The organism is Emticicia sp. TH156, from assembly GCF_002855535.1.
GTDB classification, from domain to species: domain Bacteria; phylum Bacteroidota; class Bacteroidia; order Cytophagales; family Spirosomataceae; genus Emticicia; species Emticicia fluvialis.
This window is the reverse complement of record NZ_PKRS01000003.1, coordinates 15,903-36,143: the sequence shown is the minus strand read 5'-3', so window position 1 is coordinate 36,143 and position 20,241 is coordinate 15,903. Positions and strand designations below refer to the sequence as shown.

Here is a 20,241-nt window from a genome sequence, read left to right as displayed (position 1 = left end):
GTTAGCCTATAACAAGAATGAGGGTAAAATTAAAATTGGGAATTATACTGGTTACGGTCGCTTTTTTATCTTTTAAGAGCATCCCTGAACCTGTGCTTTTTTCGGTCCCTGCTAATTTCCCTAAACCTAATTACCGTTTTGATGCCAATCCTCTCACTCCGGCAGGAGTGGAACTAGGAAAAACGTTATTCTATGATGCGTTACTGTCCTCAGATAATACCATCAGTTGCGGTAGTTGCCACCAACAATCTGCTGGTTTCACACAGCATGGTCATATGCTGAGTCATGGCGTTAATGATAGATTAAGTAAGCGAAATGCGATGCCTTTATTTAATCTGGCTTGGTCTGATAGTTTTGGTTGGGATGGCGGTGTATCGGATTTGGATTTCTTTGCTGTTTCACCACTCACCAATCCTGTTGAAATGGATGAATCTCTTGCCAATATCCTTAAAAAACTCCGCACTTCTCCCTTATATCCCGGCTTATTTCAAAGAGCTTTCGGCAGTAATGAAATCAATACAGAAAAGTTTTTGAAAGCACTTTCACAGTTCATGTTGACAATGGTTTCTGCCAATTCAAAGTATGACCACTATGTCCGTAACGAAGGTGTAAAGTTAAATACGATTGAATTGGAAGGTTTGGCTTTATTCAAACAAAAATGTGCATCCTGTCATTCAGGAGAATTATTTTCAGATTTTTCATTCAGAAATAATGGATTATCTATAAGAGATAATGATAAAGGACGGTTTGAAATAAATCAAAACGACACAGACCAGTTCAAGTTTAAAGTGCCAAGTCTTCGGAATTTAATTTATACCGCTCCCTATATGCATGATGGCAGGTTTTCTACCTTAGAAGAGGTATTAGATCATTATGCGACTAAGGTTGAAAAAACACCATTTCTTGATCCTCTTCTTCATAAAGACGGTCAATTAGGCATCTCATTAAGTGCAGATGACAAGCAAAAAATTATTGCTTTTCTGAAAACACTGGATGATGAGGATTTTGTAAAGAATTCAACATTTTCAGAAAGCACATTAGTGAGCGAAATTCCGAGAAAGAACATTGATGCTGAACTGAAAAATTTCAAACTTGCCGATATATCCACAAGAATTCTGCTTATACAGAGCATTGATGTTTATTTTAAAATTAAAACGGCCATTGAAAATAAGGATACACTTCTCGCTGCTGAGGGAGCCAGAAATCTTATAAAAACACTTAACAGGGTTCAAATAGTAGAGACTGAACCTAAAAGCTTCTTTGAAAATTATCAGGAAAAAGTCTTTTTAGATGCCAAGCGTATCATAGAAGGTGAAAAATCTTTTGAACAGCAACTTGACCATTTTGACGAACTGTCTGAACACTTATACGTTATTCTTGCTTCCTTTAAGGTAAGCGAAAAGACCTTATACTTTAATGAATGCCTTAAGTCGGATGCTAAATGGATTAGCTATACCCCATCAGATTCTTTTTGGACTACTAATTGTACAAGTGCACTACAGAAATCAACAATATCTAAGGAGTGAACCCTCATACATCATTACTTCTTCTTGTAATATATAATATTGGTTAGACCATCTGAATTCGCTTCACTGATTGTGTAATACCCCTTACCTTCCGTATGAAAAGCGATAGCCTCACCTTGCGGCTCTATGATATAAGGAACTTGTTTGGGGGTTCGATTCAGAGTTTCTAAGAGTGTTTCATTTTCTCTTCTTTTCCAGTAAAAAATCTGCATATAGTTTTTAATTAGTATTTCTTTATTATCCAGAGAAATATCTCCAGCAACTATATAGAGACCCTGTATAAATTGAGATGGCATATTACTATTTGAGACTGAAAAGTCTAACTCTCCAAGGAAATTGGCTGTTTGCATTGTTTTTGGAATAAAGCTTATTTCATATAACCTTTTTTTCTCCTCTCTTTTTGAAACGATGTATAATTTTTGTAAACTATGATCAATTAATAATGCTTCAGCATCCCGGTTACCATCGGGATATTGAAAACTTACTTTTTCAATATTTTCTATTAAAGGAATATCGTTTATACTTGGCTCTTTAAAGCGATAAATATATTTAGTGTCGTAAATGGCCTGATTATCGCCTATATCTGCAAGATAGAGCCACGTTTCCCCATTGATTGAAGTAATGGCAATATCTTCCCAATCCCTGTTCTCTATATCCTTTAGGTAAAAGGTAGTCCTTATCTGTGCCAGACTATCAATTAAAAATATTCTATTAATGTCGCCACTATCATTGTGTACCCAGAACATCCCTTTGTTTCGCTTACTGACGACCATGCCTGAAATTTCATTCAGGATGGGGTTATTTGCTTTCCCAATGGTTATACCACCCTCAAAATCAGTTTCTGCCTGATTATTAATTTGTACCTGACGGCAACTCAAAAATGAGTAGCCCACAAGGATATATAAAATAAATTTCATGATTGAATAAGTCTATGGAGTGGTTTAAGACTTTAAAAGATTACTCGAAGCTTCAGGAAAATCTGAAAGGAACAGAAAGCTACAGGGAATATCTGTCGATACTCCCTGTATACTAATAGATGCAGCTCATCTCACAATTTAAGAATGGTGATTAATGTTCATGGTCACCAGTATTTGATAATTTAGCATTGATAAAGAAGGCCCCCTTTGTGACAATCTTTGAGCCTTGGGGGAAACTATTAATTGGTGTAATGGCTGTATATCCCATGTTAGAGACTCCTTTTACCACTTCGATTTTTTCAAAATTGGTATGATTGCCCGTGTCTTCTTTGTGATTCCCCTCTTCTTTAGTTTCTTCCCCTTCTTCATGGTGCTCTTCCGGCTTTTTATCGGTGATTATGAAGATATAATCCTTGCCATCGGCATTAACAATCGCATCATTGGGTACAGCAGGTGTAAGTACATTATTCAGACTGACAATACCTGTGATATTCATCCCATCAATCAACCCTGTTTTATTCCCTTTTACTTTACAATGGACAGGGATTGTTTTGCTATTGTTTTCAAAAGCGGAACCAATGCTATAAACAATAGCATCATATTCTCCTGTAGGATTATTGGTTAGAGTAAAATGTATAATCTGCCCTACCTTCAATAAAGGAAGGTCTTTCTCAAACACATTTAAGTCTAAGTGCAAAGAGCCATTATCTACTATCTCGGCCACAGGGGAAGATACATCTACATAGCTACCTATTTTGGCAAAAACATTACTGATTGTTCCATTTAAGGGGCTTCTTACAATCAACGCTGATTGTAGGTTACTGTTATTTACCTTATCAGGGTCAATCCCCATTAATTTTAACTGTTGATATAAAGAAGCTCTTCTTATGGTCAAAGTATTTAATTCAGCAGTTGAATTTTGAAGGTTCTTTCTTGCTCCGGCATTGCCCTCATTGAGTTCTTTTTGTCGTTGTACTTCCTGTTCTGCAAAAACTATTTTACTGTTTGTAGATAAGTATTCTTCTTGAAGTTGAATAAACTGCGGATTGGCAATTGAAGCGATTTCCTGCCCTTTACGAACATTACTTCCTATCTCGACGCCCAGTGTTTTAATAACCCCACCATACAATGAAGTCGCATTTGCTTTGTTATTATTCGGAACACTCAAATTGCCATTTGCCTTAATCGTAGCCGTTAATTCTTTCATTTCTATGCTTCCATACGTAATACTAACCGCTTTGATTTGCTCTTGTGTCAATGAAGCGATTGTTGGAGCGGCTTCTTCCTCATGTACTTCTTTACTCTCTTCTTTTTGAGTTGAAGCATTTGCCTGATTGGTACTTTTCTCTTCTTTATTGCTGCAGCTGCTGATGATTAAAGCAAAAGGAAGCAATAAGAAAAGCATATTTTTTATGATGAATTTCATTGTCTGAAGTATTTATCGATTGATTAATGAATTAATATTGGTAACGGTCTGGTTGATTTGCTGAATAGATTGCAAGTATTTCAACTCTACATCCGTAGCTGTTTGCAGGGCAAATAAATATTCAATGTAGACGATATCACCTGTTCTATAACCTAATTGGGCGGCCTTCACGATTTCAGTCGCATTAGGCAGAGCCTGTTGCTTATAATAATTGTATTGCTGTACATCCTGCCAATACTGGTTAATCGCATTCTGTAACTGTGTTGAAAGTAACTGCTGCTGCTGCTGCGCTTGTGCCTCTGCTGCCTGTTTTTGATAGTCTAATGATCTGATTCTAGCCTTTGTCGCACCAAAAGTAAGCGGTATAGCAATACCGATATTCACGACATTAAACCGCTTCCCGGCACCATAAAATCGTTCGGTATCATTAATATTCTGATAGCCGATTAACGATTGATTGACGTAACCAAGCGTAAAGTCTGGCAAGCCTTGGGCTTTTTCAACTTTTTTATTCTGCTCTGCTATACTCATGTCCTGATACAATGCCTGGACAAGCGGATGATAGTTAATAGCACTGCGGTCGATAAGGGTATTGGCTTGTAATGGATCATATTGTTCCGGCAAAGGAATAGCCAGACTATCCGTTGTATTGAGCAAAGTTTGAAGACTTCTATGTGCATTATCAAGCAACACCTCATTTTGTTGTAACAAGAGCCGGATTTCACCTTTTTTCGTTTCTGCGGTATTAATTTCTATTTTCTTGGATTCTCCCGTTTGAAACCTCAAAGTGGCTATTCTGATGAATTCATTATATAGGCTATCTAAATACTGTAATTTAGATTTATTGTATAAAAAATACTCTGTCTGATAGTAATAGCTTCGCACCTGCGCTTTCAGTTCATTCACTGTTATTTCTCTGTCCCATTCTTTTCTTTTTAATTCAGCATCAATAAGATTCTTCCTTGCTCCGAATAAAGTAGGAAAAGGGATATTCTGAGAAAGTTGAAAAGCCTGATCAAAATTGACACTGTTATATTGCCCCAATTGAGTGTTGAAACCCAACTTCGGCAATTCTTTGGCAGTAGGTTTTAGCGCTTGCGTAGAAAATATATTCAGGTTTCTGGCCTTTACCCCGTTGTTATTCTGCAAAGCAATCGAAATAGCTTCGTTTATGGTAAGTGGCTTTGGTGTTTGAGCATTCACATACTGGCTGCCTAATAGCAAGGAAATAATAAGGATTGTTGCCGCATTTTTTAGGCGAGGTTTCCGTTTCCACAAAAACTTTGAATTGACAATGATATACAATAAAGGCAATACAAATAATGTCAGAAAGGTAGCTGTCACTAACCCACCAATCACGACTGTTGCCAATGGCTTTTGAACTTCTGCCCCTGCACTTGTGCTTAAAGCCATCGGCAAAAAGCCTAAACTTGCTACTGTAGCAGTCATTAATACAGGACGTAATCTTATTTGAGTGCCTTCATAAACCCGTTTAATTATGTTCTTCCAACCTTCTTTTTCCAGTTGATTGAAAGTGCCTATCAGGACAATTCCATTGAGTACGGCTACCCCAAATAAGGCAATAAAACCGATTCCTGCACTAATGCTGAATGGCATTCCTCTCAGCATTAAGGCAAAAACCCCGCCGATAGCACTCATAGGGATGGCGGTAAATATCAAACCTGCCTGTTTAAAGGAGTGAAAAGTAAAATACAGCAAGACAAAGATTAGCAAGAGCGAAATTGGAACAGCAATCAGTAAGCGTTCACTGGCTTTTTGTAAATTCTCAAATTGCCCACCATAAGTGAAATAATAACCTGATGGTAATTTTATTTGCTCACCTAGTTTTTGCTGAATATCCGTAACTACACTCTGAACGTCTCTGCCTGCCACATTAAACCCAATCACAATTCTTCTCTTACTCGCTTCACGGCTTATCTGAGCGGGGCCTAATTTATAACTAATCTGAGCTACTTGCGATAACGGAATCTGATTACCTGTATTGGTCGGAATCATTAGATTGTTGACATCCTCAATACTGTTTCGATAGGTTGTATCCAAACGAACCACTAAATCAAAGCGTCTTTCATTCTCAAATACAACCCCTGCACTTTTACCTGCAAAAGCGGCACTTACAATATCATTTACATTTTCGATAGATAAACCATAGTTTGAAATGCGAGTCCGGTCATAAACTACATTGATTTGTGGTAGCCCACTGACCCTTTCTACTTGCGGAGAGGTAGCTCCTTCAACACTTTGTATCACTCTACTCACTCTATTCGCATACACCGAAAGGCTATCCATATTTTCTCCGAAGATTTTTACGGCTACATCCTGTCTAATCCCTGTCATGAGTTCATTAAAGCGCATTTGTATCGGTTGGTTTTTTTCAAAAAATACACCCGGAATGGCTTCCAGTTTCTCACTGATTTCATTGGCTAATGCGTCGTAGCTTCTTTCAGTTTTCCAGTCTTTTTGTGGCTTAAGTAATATAATCAAGTCGGTCGCCTCCGGGGGCATAGGGTCAGTGGGAACTTCTGCTGCCCCTGTTTTTCCTACGACCATTTTTACTTCATCAAACTGCCTGATGATGCGTGAAGCCTGCATGGAAGTTTCAATACTCTGGCTTAACGAACTACCTTGTGGCAGGATACAATGAAAAGCAAAATCACCTTCAGCTAAATTCGGAATAAATTCTCCTCCCATTCTGGAAAAGAAAAAAAGACTTACAGCAAACAAAGTAATTGTAAAACCGACAATCATGTATTTCCATTGAATCGCTTTTTGTAACAGGGGATGATAGAGTTGGTACAACTTGTCCATCATCTTATCGCTGAATGTTTTCTTATGGCTAATCTTTTTAGGTAAGAATAAGGCACACATCATCGGGATATATGTAAGCGATAAGATTAAGGCACCAAGAATGGCAAACCCTACTGTTTGGGCCATTGGACCAAACATTTTTCCTTCAATGCCAATCAGAGTAAGGATAGGAATGTACACAATCAGAATGATAATTTCACCAAAGGCAGCGCTGCTCCGTATTTTGGATGCTGACTGAAAAACCTCTTCATCCATTTCCTGCTGGGTCAGTTTCTGTATGGTTTTTCGCAAACCCAGATGGTGCAAAGTGGCTTCGACTATAATCACAGCACCATCTACAATTAAGCCAAAGTCAATAGCTCCCAGACTCATCAGGTTTGCACTGACACCAAATACATTCATCAATCCCAAGGCGAATAACAATGATAACGGTATAGCCGAAGCAACAATCAGCCCTGCTCTCAGATTACCCAAGAAGATAACCAGTACAAAAATGACAATCAAAGCACCTTCTATCAGGTTTTTTTCAACGGTTTTAATAGCTCTCCCGACTAAATCTGTACGATCCAGATAGGGTTCTATTACCACATCGTCCGGTAAAGACTTTTGAATAGTCGGTAATTTCTGTTTGATGCGCTTGACAACCTCGTTACTATTTTCCCCTTTAAGCATCATCACCACTCCACCAACGGCATCTACTTCACCATTATAGGTTAAAGCTCCATAGCGGACGGCACTACCAAACCTGACTTCGGCTACATCTTTGATAAAAATGGGTACGACCCCTGTATTTTTAACAGCAATGTTTCGGATATCCTCTAAAGAGGTAACCAGACCCAACCCTCTGATAAAATAAGCATTAGGTTTTTTATCAATATAAGCGCCTCCGGTATTCTGGTTGTTTTGAGCTAAAGCATCAAAAATATCGGGTATACTAATGCCCATTGCTTTTAAACGGCTAGGATTGACAGCTACTTCATATTGCTTAAGTTCACCCCCAAAACTATTGACCTCCGCTATTCCGGGCGTACCGTTCAATTGTCTCGCAACAATCCAGTCTTGCATGGAGCGTAAGTCTTTTGCATTGTACTTTTGTTCACTTCCTTTTTTAGGGTGAATGATATATTGGTATACTTCACCCAGCCCTGTACTAACAGGAGCAAGCTCAGGTGTGCCTATGCCCTTGGGTATATTTTCTTCGGCCTGTTTGAGTTTCTCATTAATTAATTGCCGTGCGAAATAAATATCTACTTCGTCCTTAAAAACAACGGTAATAACTGATAGCCCAAAGCGTGAGATACTTCTGGTCTCTTCCAGATTGGGAATATTGGCAATACTCTGCTCAATGGGAAATGTAACCAACTGTTCTACTTCCTGACCTGCCAAAGTCGGACATACAGTAATGATTTGTACTTGATTGTTGGTGATGTCTGGTACGGCATCAATCGGTAGTTTGCTGGCACTCCATAACCCCCAGATGGTAAGTATCAATGTCATTATTCCTATAATGAGCTTATTTTTGATACTGAATTTTATGATATTATCTAACATTATGATTTGCTTAATACTGAATATTAATGAATAAGCTTCTTTTGTCAGAGAGAAAAAGATAGCTGTTAGAAGTGATAGAAACGTACAGCATTGCTTGTGCAAAGCGTAGCATTCACATCAACTTAAGATTACAAAAATGTATTAAGCATTAGATTTTGGCGGTTGCCAGATGTTGCCGAAGAAATCGGAAACGTAAACGATAGAGCGATTAGGAAATTCTTCTTTTGAAGCCGGGAGTAACCTCGGAACTTTGATTTTAATGACTGCTACTTTAATATTTACTGGCGTGCTACAACAACAACAGGCACAGAGTGGACCACAAATATCATTATGATCAGTTTTATGATTGTGATTCTGGTTTTGAGCAAGTTCATTGCCAGGTCTTTCATTATTGCATACATTATATTCATCACCACAGGGCATGAGTGAAATCGCCAGAAGGTAAAAACAGAATATGAATGCAAATAATCTCAATTGATGTTAAAGTGATTTTCTAGTAGAAAAAAGTAGAAGCAGTCTTGTAGAGTTGCTTCTTTGTTCTTGCAACTACAAACAACGTTTTTTATAAATTAGTTTTACAAAGATCATTTATATTTAAAACATTCACACCAAAAAATTAGTTTTCTCCAAAAAAGATTGAGCGAATCAAACTTGAAACTGTTGCAAAAAGAGCCTTTAAAATAAATATTTTCTTTTTGTAAACCTGTTGCACTTGTTTTTCTCATACATTTACTTCATGAAAATATTTTCAGTCATATTAGCCTTGTATGTACTTACGCTTTCATTTCTTCCTTGTGGAGATATTGAAGACTGTACAGAAACAGGTATTGACAAGATTTTATTTTCACAGACAGATCATTCATCGCATCAGGAAGATGCAGAATATTGTTCTCCTTTTTGTATCTGTGCTTGTTGTGGAACGAATATCAGTTTCAATTTTTACATTCCCTTTTTGGAAACTGAAAACCCCATATTCTTTTATGAGCAAAATTCAAAAATTGCTTATAGAAATGACTTCTCTTTTTCAAACTTCTACGCCAATATCTGGCAGCCACCCAGGTTAGTTTAGCGATTTTCCAATAGATTAGATAACAGCTCACCTATCAGGAGCATGTTGCACTTTTATTATTTATTTTCTTTCTTACAAAAATGAGCAATAGTAAAAAGTCTGGAAAGCCTATTACTAAGCCATTGAAGCCTAAAAAGCAACCCAGACAATCAATTGCTACAAGAATACTAAAAATATTTCTGGTTATACTTCTGGGAATTGTTTTAGCTATGGGTATCATGGCACGGCTTTATCATTATAATAAATACGAAATTCAGCATAAAAAATAGGACTGGCTGCCGCATAAGTTTTTATAAATAGTAAAAGTTATGGCAGCATGATTGACTGTCCTCGCTTTCCCTTGTTAAAGACGGTAAGCAGAACCATAAAACAAGATACCTATGCAATCGTATACAGAAAAATGGCAAGAAAATTTCAACCGTGAATTACCTCATATTCAGATTGCTTTCGATGCGTTTTTTGTTGATGGCAAGCTAGAGGATTATTATACTTTAAGAATAAGTGAAGATGCAGAATTACTGATACTCAGTCTTTCTGAACATCAGACTTTGCCCAAGCAAATTGAGGACGCATTAATTGACGCTTTTAACCAGTCGAAACCGTAATGTATAGCATTGTTATAGGTAGTTTGTTATTGAGTATTCTGCATGCAGCTATTCCTAATCATTGGTTGCCAATCATAGCTATTGGTAAAAAGGAACAATGGACGTTAGCGGAGGTCTTTAATGTAACAATTATTGCAGCGTTGGCTCATGGTTTCAGTACCATTCTTATTGGGTTATTATTAGGTATATTGGGTAAGACAATGGCAGATAAAATCAGCCATTTCACCCATCTGATTGCACCTGTCATTTTTATACTCTTAGGATTATTTTTCATTTACAGGCATCATCGACACAAACATTTTCATTTGTCAGGGGTGCCTCCTAAGAACCAGTCGAAAAGAAATATAATTGTGGCTTTAGTCATGGCGATGTTCTTTTCCCCTTGTATGGAAATAGAAGCTTATTTTTTATTGGCAGGAACACAGTCAAATTGGCTGGTTGCAGGAATTGCGCTCATGTATATAATCATCACTACAACAGGCATGGTATTGCTGGTATCGTTGGTTTATAAAGGCTTATTAAAACTCAACTGGCATTCTCTGGAACACAATGCCGGAATTATCACAGGTGTCACATTAGTGGTCACAGGAATCATATCTTTTTTTATCTTTTAAATGTAAAACTATGGCAAAAGAATGTTGCAGTACAGATGATGAAAAAGACCCGAAAAAATCATCTAAATCAAACCATATAAATAGCAAGGAGGCTAATAGAACGATTATGAAGGCACAAGCTCATAAAGATAATGACGGTCATAATCATGATGAGGAAGAACATTCCGAGGATGATGGACACAATCATGGCGAGGAAGAAGAAGTCGGCTGGAAATCCCGTTGGGATTTACTTTTGTCGCTGTTCATACTAGCTGTGATGATGGTACTTAATTTTGGTTTTGATTATGTTCCTCCGAAATGGGTGGATTTTGCCATTCATTTAGTAGCTTATTTATTGGCAGGTTGGCGTGTGTTGGATATGGCCTTCCGTAAGCTAAAAAGAGGCGATATTTTCAATGAATTCTTTCTTATGAGTGTTGCCACGATAGGAGCTTTTGTAATTGGCTCCTACAGCGAAGGCGTGGCAGTGATGGTATTTTATTGCATTGGTGAATGGTTTCAGGATACTGCTGTCAGCAATGCCAAGAAGAGCATCAAGGCTTTGTTGGATGTAAGACCTGATAAAGTATCTGTTTTAAGGAATGGCAAATCACAGGAAGTTTCACCGTCAGATGTACAAATAGGAGAATCCATTCAAATCAAACCGGGCGAAAAAGTAGCCTTAGACGGAGAATTGCTTTCTGAAAACGCTTCTTTTAATACAGCTGCACTGACAGGGGAAAGCAAACCAGATACCAAATACAAAGGTGAAACTATTCTGGCCGGAATGATAAACCTGAACACCATTGCAGAAGTAAAAGTTACGGCCTTGTTTAAAGATAGCAAGTTGAGCCGTATTCTGGAGATGGTGCAGGATGCGACTGCCCGTAAGTCGCAGACACAATTATTCATTTCACAATTTGCCAAGGTGTATACACCAATCGTCTTTTTCTTGGCGATTGCATTGTGTTTTGTTCCTTATTTTGTTGTTGATAATTATGAGTTTCAGACATGGTTTTACAGAGCCTTAGTCTTTCTTGTCATTAGCTGTCCCTGTGCCTTGGTGGTCTCTATTCCGTTAGGCTATTTTGGAGGGATAGGACTTGCTTCAAAAAATGGTATTCTCTTTAAAGGCGGTAACTTCCTGGATGTCATGACAAAAATAAATGTAGTGGTGATGGATAAAACGGGAACGCTAACAAAGGGGGTTTTCAAAGTACAAAAAGTACAGCCTGACAATATTTCAGAAGAAGAATTGCTGAAATTCACGGCTGCTATTGAAGCAAATTCTACACACCCTATTGCAAAAGCTGTCACAGACTACGCCAAAGAAAAAGGTGAATTGGTGAAAGCTGCCCATGTGGAGGAAATACCGGGACATGGTTTAAAAGGCAAAATAGAGGGTAAAGAAGTCCTGGCAGGAAACCTAAAGCTGCTAAAGAAATTCAATATCACTTATCCGGCTGATATTGAGAAAATAGTCGATACAATTGTGACAGTGGCTATTGGTAATAAATATGCAGGCTATATTACCATTGCCGATGAAATTAAAGAGGACGCTGCAAGTGCGATCAAAGATATGCATAGCCTCAATATTAAAACGGTCATGTTGTCGGGGGATAAGCAAAGTGTAGTGGATAATGTTGCCAAGCAAATTGGCATAGATGATGCCTATGGCGATTTATTACCGGAGGGGAAAGTTGAAAAAGTACAGGCACTCAAAGACAAAGGCATGCATATAGCCTTCGTTGGCGATGGAGTGAATGATGCACCTGTAGTAGCTTTGGCAGACGCAGGAATTGCGATGGGTGGGCTGGGTAGCGATGCTACTATAGAAACCGCAGACGTGGTTATTCAGAATGACCAACCTTCCCGTATTGTCGCTGCTGTGAAGATTGGTAAAATTACCAGACGCATTGTATGGCAAAATATCATACTCTCAATGGGTGTCAAAGCTATTGTCCTTGTATTAGGAGCCGGGGGGCTTGCCACGCTTTGGGAAGCGGTTATTGCCGATGTAGGCGTTGCATTGCTGGCAATATTAAACGCCGTGAGAATTCAGAAGATTAAGTTTTAGGTCTTTAGCAGAAACCATAATACAATCTCGATGAAGAAACCAAAACTGACCATCATTTTTGCCTTGCTCTTTACCGTAGCGGTTCTTGTATTAGGCTACGTAATGCTCGGATTATTACCTATGATTCTGTTTGCATTTGGGTTTTTAGGTGGATTTATTCTCTGGATTATTGTACCGACAAATGTGTCTTTTGATACGATTAAAATTCCATTCTATTTGACGTTAACCTTTTTCTTACTTCATAAATTTGAAGAAAAATACATGGATTTTTTTTCTCGGTTATCAGAGATTACAGGTGTCCCGGTTCCTGAAACAAATTCCCTTCAAGTCTATTTGTTATACTCCTTTGCAGGGGCATGGTTACTTATACCTTATTTGGTAAAGCGGCATTATATTTTTGGTTATTATCTATCATGGACGTTTTTTACCTCTATGGGAGTAATCGAACTTGCCCACTTTTTGTTCCCGTTCTTCACACCAGAACCGTATGGATACTTTCCTGGAATGGTGAGTGTTACTTTATTGGCTCCGGTGGCTTGGTGGGGAATGTATAAACTTTCGGGTAAGAGTATCTATTTATGACGACTATGAGCTTTCAATAAAACAAGTAATGGTATGGAAATCGGAATAGAACTAGAATTATTGGTACTGCTGATTATTCAGACAGTCTTTATCTCTGCTTTTGCCAAGTTTGAGATAGAAACGCCTTTGCTAAAAAAACTGGTCAAATGGTTTATAATAGATGCTGTCACGATTGGTCTTTATTACGTGATCGGGCATTGGGCAGTAATCTTTCCGATTGCAGGACTGATTCCAGGAATAATTGTTCATTTTAATTGGTGTAAGAAGAATAAGATAAATCCCTGGAAAGCTACCCCCCGAAAAAGATACTATCAGTTGAGGGGTTGGAAGTGGGAAGAATAGTTATTATTCTTCCCACTCTTTCTGAATTTGAACGGGATAATATACCAATTAAAGCTTTGATAGCTACTGTTGGTATATTAACTTACAACTACAAATGCTAGACAAAATGACTGTAGTATTCTGATAAACCTAAATATTTATCTATGTTATTGAACCGAAAAATATCAATTTGGTACTTTGTTCGAGAAATCAAAACGCAGGTCTTTTTAATCTCCATTTTTGCCATAGCTGTAGGATTATTGGATTTGCATCCCACATTCAAAACAATTTCTCTGCCGCTAGGCATTACCGCTATGGTTGGGACAGTAGTTTCTTTATTATTGGCCTTTAGAACAGCGCAATCTTATGAGCGATGGTGGGAAGCAAGAACAGTTTGGGGCGGTATAGTCAATGATTCACGAACCCTCATAAGGCAGCTTATGCAGTTTGTGCCGGAATCTGATAGAGATTGGGTTAAGGAATTTGTGGATAGACAGATTGTCTGGAATTACGCATTGAGTGAGTCTCTGCGAAGGCAAGAATTTTCTCCAATAGTTCAGACATACCTAAGCACTCATCAGATAAAGGCAGTCAATATACCAAATGCCTTGCTGGATAAACATTCTGAAACTATTAAGCGGTTAGCCTCTGAGGGAATTATTTCGGATATCAAACAGGTACAATTGAATGAAACACTTGCCAGATTATGTGATAGTATGGGTAAATGTGAGCGTATCAAGAATACCGTTTTTCCCAAATCTTATAGCCTTCTGATTCACATGTTGATTTATGTTTTTGCAACAATTCTTCCATTTGGTCTGGAAGATTCACAAATTATCGTTGAGATTGTAATAACTATACTTATACCAACGCTTTTTATAGCCATTGAAAAAACGGCCATTATCATGCAGGATCCTTTTGAGAATACACCTGTAGATACCCCAATGACTTCTTTGTCGCGGACTATAGAGATTAACCTTTTGGAAATGACAGGTGCGGAAGATATTCCGGTAAAGAAAAAAAATGACCTATATTTTGAAATGTAATATTTCGGCACTTTAAGTTAAAAAAATGGACATAGAATTTGAGCTTTTACTTTCGGCAAAATTATTATTTGCCATGTTATTAGGGGCTATTATTGGCATGGAGCGGGAACGTGAGCAACAGAATACCGGCATCCGTACATTTGCTTGCATTTCTGTAGCCGCCTGTCTTTTTGTATCCATATCAGCTCACTTAACTGAAGACAAGTCTGCCATTGCCCGAATGTTGGCTGCCATTGCTACAGGACTGGGATTCATAGGTGCCGGTATTATTTTCAGGGACGAAACAAATATGCCTAAAGGACTTACAACCGCTGCGGGCTTATGGGCTACCTCTGCGGTTGGAGTAGCCATAGCCCTGAATATGTTCGTCATTGCAGTCTCATCGACGGCCATCATTCTGTTTATTTTTAGTATCAATAAGTCTGCACATTATAGAAGATTCGTAGAAAAGCTCTTCAAAGACAAATCAAAATAAGAATACAGTAAAACAATTATAGCGGTCTAAGCTAAAAACGGTTTTTAGTAGATATCCAGAATTTTATTTTTCTGCACTATAAGTACTTCATGACGGCGAATTTTTATACCTGATATGAGCATAAGAAAAACATTGGGGGTATTGGCCAAGCGCATCAATCATATGGATGCACACCACAAACTATATATTTCACTGGCAGCATTAATACTAACGTTTTTGGTATTACTTAGACTTGATGTAGGAACATCGCTGGCGCTAATGATTGCCTGGATAACCTTTGTAAGTATCAGCCTTCTACTTTCTTGGATAACCATACTGACTTCTCACCCATCAGATGTAAAATATGAAGCCCATGCACAGGATTCGAGCCGTACCTTAGTATTTTGTTTTGTCGTGGCAGCGGTTTTTGCAAGCCTGCTGGCAATTATTATCCTCTTAAAGGGAACAGCCGGAAAATCAGATGAAGGGGTTTTTGTAAATGTTCTTGTACCACTATCCTGCGTAGCTGGTTCCTGGTGGCTTTTACATACCGTTTTTACATTGAGGTATGCTCATTTTTTTTATTGTGATATGGACCATGACGGTACTAAACATGTAAAACCCGAAGGTCTGAATTTTCCCGAAGACAGCGAACCTGACTATATGGATTTCACTTATTTTTCCTTCGTTATCGGCATGACCTTTCAGGTTTCAGATGTAGAGATTACTTCAAAAAGAATCCGAAGACTAGCATGGATGCATGGTGTGCTATCTTTTGCTTTTAATACATTCATAGTTGCCTTCACGATTAATATCATTGCAAGTCTTTTTCAAAAATAAAAGATATTACGGATGGAGATATTGAAAAAGAGGCTGTCCAAAAAGGGCAGTCTTTTTTTCTTAGTTCTTAAGGGGGATTTTGCCATAGCTTAAGCTGCGAGACAATATTTTGGTTGGTAAGGCTTTACAAATAATATATGTGGACTATTTTGGCTTTTTAGAGCCGAATTCGGTTGATTTTTCTGTGTAGAATAGCGTTTTACAGCCAACTTTCTCAGATTATGCCCAATAGCCATGAGCCCAAACTCAATATTGACCTTCTCAAGCGTTCTTAAAGTAAACCTTGAGAATTTGTTGTTACTTTTCATTTGCCCGAAAACAGCTTCCACTTCAATTGGCCTTTTACTTCGGTGTTTGATTCCTTTTTCAGAAGTTAATAAAGACCTGGCCTGAGCTTTAAGCTCATTCAATCGGTGATTAACTTCTATTCTCCGGTTAACTTTGCTCTTATGACACATGCCTCTTAGCGGACAATCCTCACATCGCCTGGCTTGATAGTAGCTCACTTGGGATTCGTAGCCATTAGCACTTACCCTTTTAGCTTGTCCCACACACTCCATCCTTTGACCCATAGGACATATATAGAAATCCAATTCTTTGTTATAATAAAGATTCTGGACCAGAAATGGATTATTCTTCTGTAATCTTTTATGCTCTTTGTGGAAGTAATTGTACTTTACATAGGCCTCTATTGCTTTGTTTTCAAGTAACTCATAGTTTTCTTCACTACCATAACCTGCGTCGGCTACTACTTCTGCACTTTGTTTGCCATATTGCTCCTGAAAGCCCTCAAGATGTTGGGTGAGTGTAGTTGTATCACCTGCGGTTTGATGAATACTATAATGTGTGATAAACTGATTCTCAGTACTAATCTGACTATTGTAGGCAGGTTTCAACTGACCGTTTTGCATATGGTCATCTTTCAGGCGCATGAAGGTGGCATCTTCATCGGTCTTACTGTAACTATTTCGGGCTCCCAGGGTTTCTAATTGCCGTTCATACTTCTCAAGGCGGGGTAGATGCTCGTCCTGAAGTTGCTTTAATTGCTTTTGAGTCTGTTTATTACTACTCTTTTGCCTGCTATTCAACTCTGAAAGCTTGTTTTTAAGTTCGGTGCTGTCTATGGGTTTAGGTGTCTCTGTTTTATTTAACTCACGCTGGTCTTGCTTAATCTGTGATTCTATCGCTGACAATACAGATTGTATTTTGCCTTCCAGCTTCGCTTTGTTCTTCTCTACTGAACCTTTCCACACAAAACTGTAGCGTCCTGATGCGGACTCTATTTTTGTCCCATCAATATACTGTAAATCCAAGCTTACATACTGTAAATCATGCAGCATTCGTACTACTGCTGCAAATAAATTGTGTATATGGCCTTTTAAGCGTTTACCACGAAAATAGTTAATCGTCCGGTAATCAGGGGTACTATTCCCCGATAACCACATCAAATGAATATTCTCATGCAAGGCTTTCTCTATTTTACGACATGAATAAATATTAGAAAGGTAACTGTAAAATATCACCTTTAACAGCATCCGCGGATGATAACTGCTCGTCCCTCCTCCTTTATATTGAGAAACAAGTATATCAATATCCAGCCCTTCAACTACCTCATTAACAAGGCGAACCGGATGATTAAGAGGTATCTTTGAAAAAATATCTTCAGGAAATAAACTAAGATTGTTGGCAGGTAAGGATTTAAAATGTATCTTCATGTTCTCTTTGTGTTGCACCTACAAGTTACAAACTTTTAGGAACAAAGAAAAAAATCCCCGTGTCTTTTTGACCGGGGATTCTCTATTAGAGCTTTTTAGACAACCTCATCCTTCAAAATTCTAAAGTTTTATTTTTATACCGCCATTAGTAACAAACCCATCTACCGGAGCATAAATATCCCGGAAGGTTGGGTTTGAGATAGAGCCTGTATAAATCGTATCGAATCTTGTCTGTCTGGTGTTTAGAAAATTCTCGAAATTGATAAAGATTGAGAATTTCTCCCACAGTTTTTCAGCCATTAGGCCACATATCCAGTATTGTTTACCAGTTTGTCCATCATTTAACTTTTGTGGGCTGAAATAATAAGCTTCCAAGCCAATTTTTAGCTTCTCTTCAATCTCATACATCAAAACGTTATTCAATCGATGTTTAGCAACCAGTGGAAAAACTGTTTTCGTAGCATTATAATGTTGATTGACATCGGCTAAGGTATAACCGACGAAGAGCTTAAAGTCACCAAATGCCAGTTTCACGTTGGTTTCAATACCTTTGGTGTCAATATTACCTTTTGGCTGTTGAAAGGAGTATAAACCATTCCCTGTGCTACTAAGAACTAAAGGATTATTGACCTTTGTATAAAACAGGAGGGCGTTGATCGTGAGAAAAACTTCCTCGGAAATAGGCGTTTTATAGTTAATATCAAAATTTGCGCCTATCGATTCTTCTGCTTTGGTTTTAGATACGTCAATTGGCAATACATTCCTGAATTGTATTCTTTCTGCATCCTCAGTAAAAACAGTCGGTGTTTTATAGCCTAAGCCTCCACCCAGGCGTGTACTGAATTTTGGACTTATTTTATAAAGGGCTGACAACCTTGGTAAAGCAAAGAAACCATATTTATTTTGGTAATCGCCTCGTAAACCTGTTTCAAGAATAAACTGTTCACTGGCATTCCACGTATTTTGAATAAATCCGCCAACAGTCGTATGTGAATAGTCTACCACCTCAATGATGCCTATTTTTTTCTGTGTAAATTGATCTGTCCAAAGATTTAATCCTGTAACCCATTCCGATTTTGAGCTTTTGTTACTATAACTAAGCTCGCTAAAAGAAGAAAACTGTACTCCTGAAAATTCAAACGATGGAATTTTAATTGTTCGGTTGTAATGGCTCAAGCTATTCTTGAATGTCAGTTTAGATTGCTCATTTATTTTATGTTCAAAACCAATTTGTGTACTAAAGCGATTCGTATTGTTTTCTTCAAAATAGGAATGTGTTGCATCTCCCTCACCTTTGATATATTTAATATCTCCACCAATACGATTTTCAATGGTGCTGTTAAAACCAATATTGAAAGTAGTTTTATCACTAATGTACACAAACAGCCTTGGATTAATAGTGACTCTGTTGAATTTCGGAATAGCTGTCAGCCCTAACTTAGCTGGATCGTAAGGCGTTCCTAAGTTATAAGATGCAAAAACAGTTGTACCAACTTTATTGAATTTCTGAGCATAAAATCCGCTAACATCAAGCCCTAAAGCAGATGTTCCATTGACCATTAAATTCAACTCTCTGTTTTCGGTAGGGACTTTAGAAACCAGATTAACTAAGCCTGCGATGGCTCCTCCACCATAGAGGGTAGAAGATGCCCCTTTGACTACTTCGACCTGCTTAAGATCAAGTGGAACGATTTGTAGTAAACTTAAGCCACCTGAAAAACCGGAATAGAGCGGCAAGCCATCTCTTAGGATTTGGGTATATTTACCGTCTAATCCTTGTATCCTTATGCTTGAATTATAGGACGTTGCAGAAGTTTGCTGCGTTTGAATCCCTGTACTTTCATTGAGCATCATCCTTATGTCGCCGGGCTTCATATTGCCCTTTTCTTCCAGCTCTTCCCCTGAAATAGCCTCAATCCGTGTCGGAGTATCTTCTATTGTCCGGCTTGAACGGGTTGCGGTAACCACCACTTCTTCCATTTCTTCTTCTGCCGCAGTCAGAAGAATTTCCATTGGCTCGGTTTGTTGAAATGGAAATACTAGCGTATCAGTTCGTTCCTGATAACCTATGGAAGTAAACACAATGACTTGTTTGCCATCAGGTATGTTTCTTATTTCAAGAAATCCTTCTGTATTTGAACTTGCGCCGATAGAGGTGCCGGATAGTTTGGCATTGGCTCCGATTAAAACCTCTTTACTACTAGCGTCTTTAAGAATGGCTTTAAATGTGTTTTGGCCCCAACACACAGAGGTATATAGCAATGCCACAAAAGGCAAAATAATCTTTTGCATTGTAAATAATATTAGAATAAGGAATATAACATGTTAGCTATACAGTTATTTAAAACTGCATAAAGCGGAGGATCATCACGCTAATCGTGGAGGTTGCCAGATTTTAGAAAAGAAGTCAGAGAGAGCATCAGGAACTACAAAAAAAACAATGGCAGAATCCTTGATTATGCTGACAATGCGAGTGAAAAGAATAGACTCAAAAGCATGAAAGGTAAATCCAATACAGCTACCACAGGTCATAAAGGGAGAGCAATTGCTACATTCATGATCGTCATGGTGCGTATCTGATTGTTCCGTTATACTATCGTTACTACAATCATCGTCTGAACAACACGGAACGGCTGTTAGCAGAAGAACGTAAAGTGACAATATAAAACAAAAGACTTTCATAGCGCAAAACT

16 protein-coding genes and 1 pseudogene are annotated in these 20,241 nt (G+C 38.1%); 10 read left to right on the top strand and 7 right to left on the bottom strand.

What is annotated here, in order from left to right:
- Positions 1–17 precede the first annotated feature (17 nt).
- Positions 18–1,526 carry a cytochrome c peroxidase gene (locus C0V77_RS06505; RefSeq protein ID WP_101725546.1) on the top strand — a complete coding sequence of 503 codons (1,509 nt, stop codon included), beginning with the start codon at positions 18–20 and terminating at the stop codon, positions 1,524–1,526.
- Between the two features lie 14 nt (positions 1,527–1,540).
- Here the strand turns inward: C0V77_RS06505 and C0V77_RS06500 are convergent, their stop codons facing one another.
- From C0V77_RS06500 to C0V77_RS23565, 4 genes are all read right to left on the bottom strand, one after another.
- A complete protein-coding gene (locus tag C0V77_RS06500; protein WP_101725545.1) occupies positions 1,541–2,443 on the bottom strand; it encodes a hypothetical protein in 903 nt (300 codons plus the stop codon).
- Positions 2,444–2,594: 151 nt separating this feature from the next.
- A complete protein-coding gene (locus tag C0V77_RS06495; protein WP_101725544.1) occupies positions 2,595–3,869 on the bottom strand; it encodes an efflux RND transporter periplasmic adaptor subunit in 1,275 nt (424 codons plus the stop codon).
- Between the two features lie 12 nt (positions 3,870–3,881).
- Positions 3,882–8,246, bottom strand: coding sequence for a CusA/CzcA family heavy metal efflux RND transporter (locus tag C0V77_RS06490; protein ID WP_101725543.1), 4,365 nt, complete (start codon positions 8,244–8,246; stop codon positions 3,882–3,884).
- A gap of 141 nt (positions 8,247–8,387) precedes the next feature.
- Positions 8,388–8,720 (bottom strand): DUF6660 family protein, encoded by a 333-nt coding sequence (locus C0V77_RS23565; protein ID WP_409012784.1) that lies wholly within the window; start codon positions 8,718–8,720, stop codon positions 8,388–8,390.
- A gap of 262 nt (positions 8,721–8,982) precedes the next feature.
- On the opposite strand from C0V77_RS23565, the gene C0V77_RS23560 reads away from it, so the two are divergent.
- The 9 genes and pseudogenes from C0V77_RS23560 to C0V77_RS06440 all read left to right on the top strand — a co-directional run bounded on the left by C0V77_RS23560 (position 8,983) and on the right by C0V77_RS06440 (position 15,833).
- Positions 8,983–9,315, top strand: coding sequence for a DUF6660 family protein (locus C0V77_RS23560; protein ID WP_409012783.1), 333 nt, complete (start codon positions 8,983–8,985; stop codon positions 9,313–9,315).
- 380 nt (positions 9,316–9,695) lie between these two features.
- Positions 9,696–9,920, top strand: a complete 225-nt coding sequence (locus C0V77_RS06475) for a hypothetical protein (protein WP_101725540.1) — start codon at positions 9,696–9,698, stop codon at positions 9,918–9,920.
- Positions 9,920–10,534: a hypothetical protein gene (locus C0V77_RS06470; RefSeq protein WP_101725539.1), complete on the top strand. Its 615-nt coding sequence runs from the start codon at positions 9,920–9,922 to the stop codon at positions 10,532–10,534. Before C0V77_RS06475 ends, C0V77_RS06470 begins: the two co-directional genes overlap by 1 nt.
- 10 nt (positions 10,535–10,544) lie before the next feature.
- Positions 10,545–12,590 (top strand): heavy metal translocating P-type ATPase, encoded by a 2,046-nt coding sequence (locus tag C0V77_RS06465; protein WP_101725538.1) that lies wholly within the window; start codon positions 10,545–10,547, stop codon positions 12,588–12,590.
- Positions 12,591–12,620: 30 nt separating this feature from the next.
- A complete protein-coding gene (locus tag C0V77_RS06460) occupies positions 12,621–13,172 on the top strand; it encodes a hypothetical protein (RefSeq protein ID WP_101725537.1) in 552 nt (183 codons plus the stop codon).
- A 33-nt stretch (positions 13,173–13,205) separates the two neighbouring features.
- Positions 13,206–13,514, top strand: coding sequence for a hypothetical protein (locus C0V77_RS06455; RefSeq protein WP_101725536.1), 309 nt, complete (start codon positions 13,206–13,208; stop codon positions 13,512–13,514).
- Positions 13,515–13,654: 140 nt separating this feature from the next.
- Positions 13,655–14,539 (top strand): annotated as a pseudogene (locus C0V77_RS06450) (bestrophin family protein); the annotation flags it as partial.
- A gap of 25 nt (positions 14,540–14,564) precedes the next feature.
- On the top strand, positions 14,565–15,014 hold the full coding sequence (locus C0V77_RS06445) for an MgtC/SapB family protein (RefSeq protein WP_101725534.1): 450 nt from the start codon (positions 14,565–14,567) through the stop codon (positions 15,012–15,014).
- Between the two features lie 114 nt (positions 15,015–15,128).
- Positions 15,129–15,833 (top strand): DUF1345 domain-containing protein, encoded by a 705-nt coding sequence (locus C0V77_RS06440; RefSeq protein WP_216824405.1) that lies wholly within the window; start codon positions 15,129–15,131, stop codon positions 15,831–15,833.
- An 89-nt stretch (positions 15,834–15,922) separates the two neighbouring features.
- On the opposite strand, the gene C0V77_RS06435 is transcribed toward C0V77_RS06440, so the two are convergent.
- The 3 genes from C0V77_RS06435 to C0V77_RS23555 form a co-directional block, all read right to left on the bottom strand.
- A complete protein-coding gene (locus tag C0V77_RS06435) occupies positions 15,923–17,548 on the bottom strand; it encodes an IS1182 family transposase (protein ID WP_216824404.1) in 1,626 nt (541 codons plus the stop codon).
- Between the two features lie 120 nt (positions 17,549–17,668).
- The gene (locus C0V77_RS06430; RefSeq protein WP_101725533.1) at positions 17,669–19,840 is read right to left on the bottom strand and encodes a TonB-dependent receptor domain-containing protein; all 2,172 of its coding nucleotides are present in this window, start codon (positions 19,838–19,840) and stop codon (positions 17,669–17,671) included.
- A 75-nt stretch (positions 19,841–19,915) separates the two neighbouring features.
- Positions 19,916–20,230, bottom strand: a complete 315-nt coding sequence (locus tag C0V77_RS23555; RefSeq protein WP_409012782.1) for a DUF6660 family protein — start codon at positions 20,228–20,230, stop codon at positions 19,916–19,918.
- Positions 20,231–20,241 lie beyond the last annotated feature (11 nt).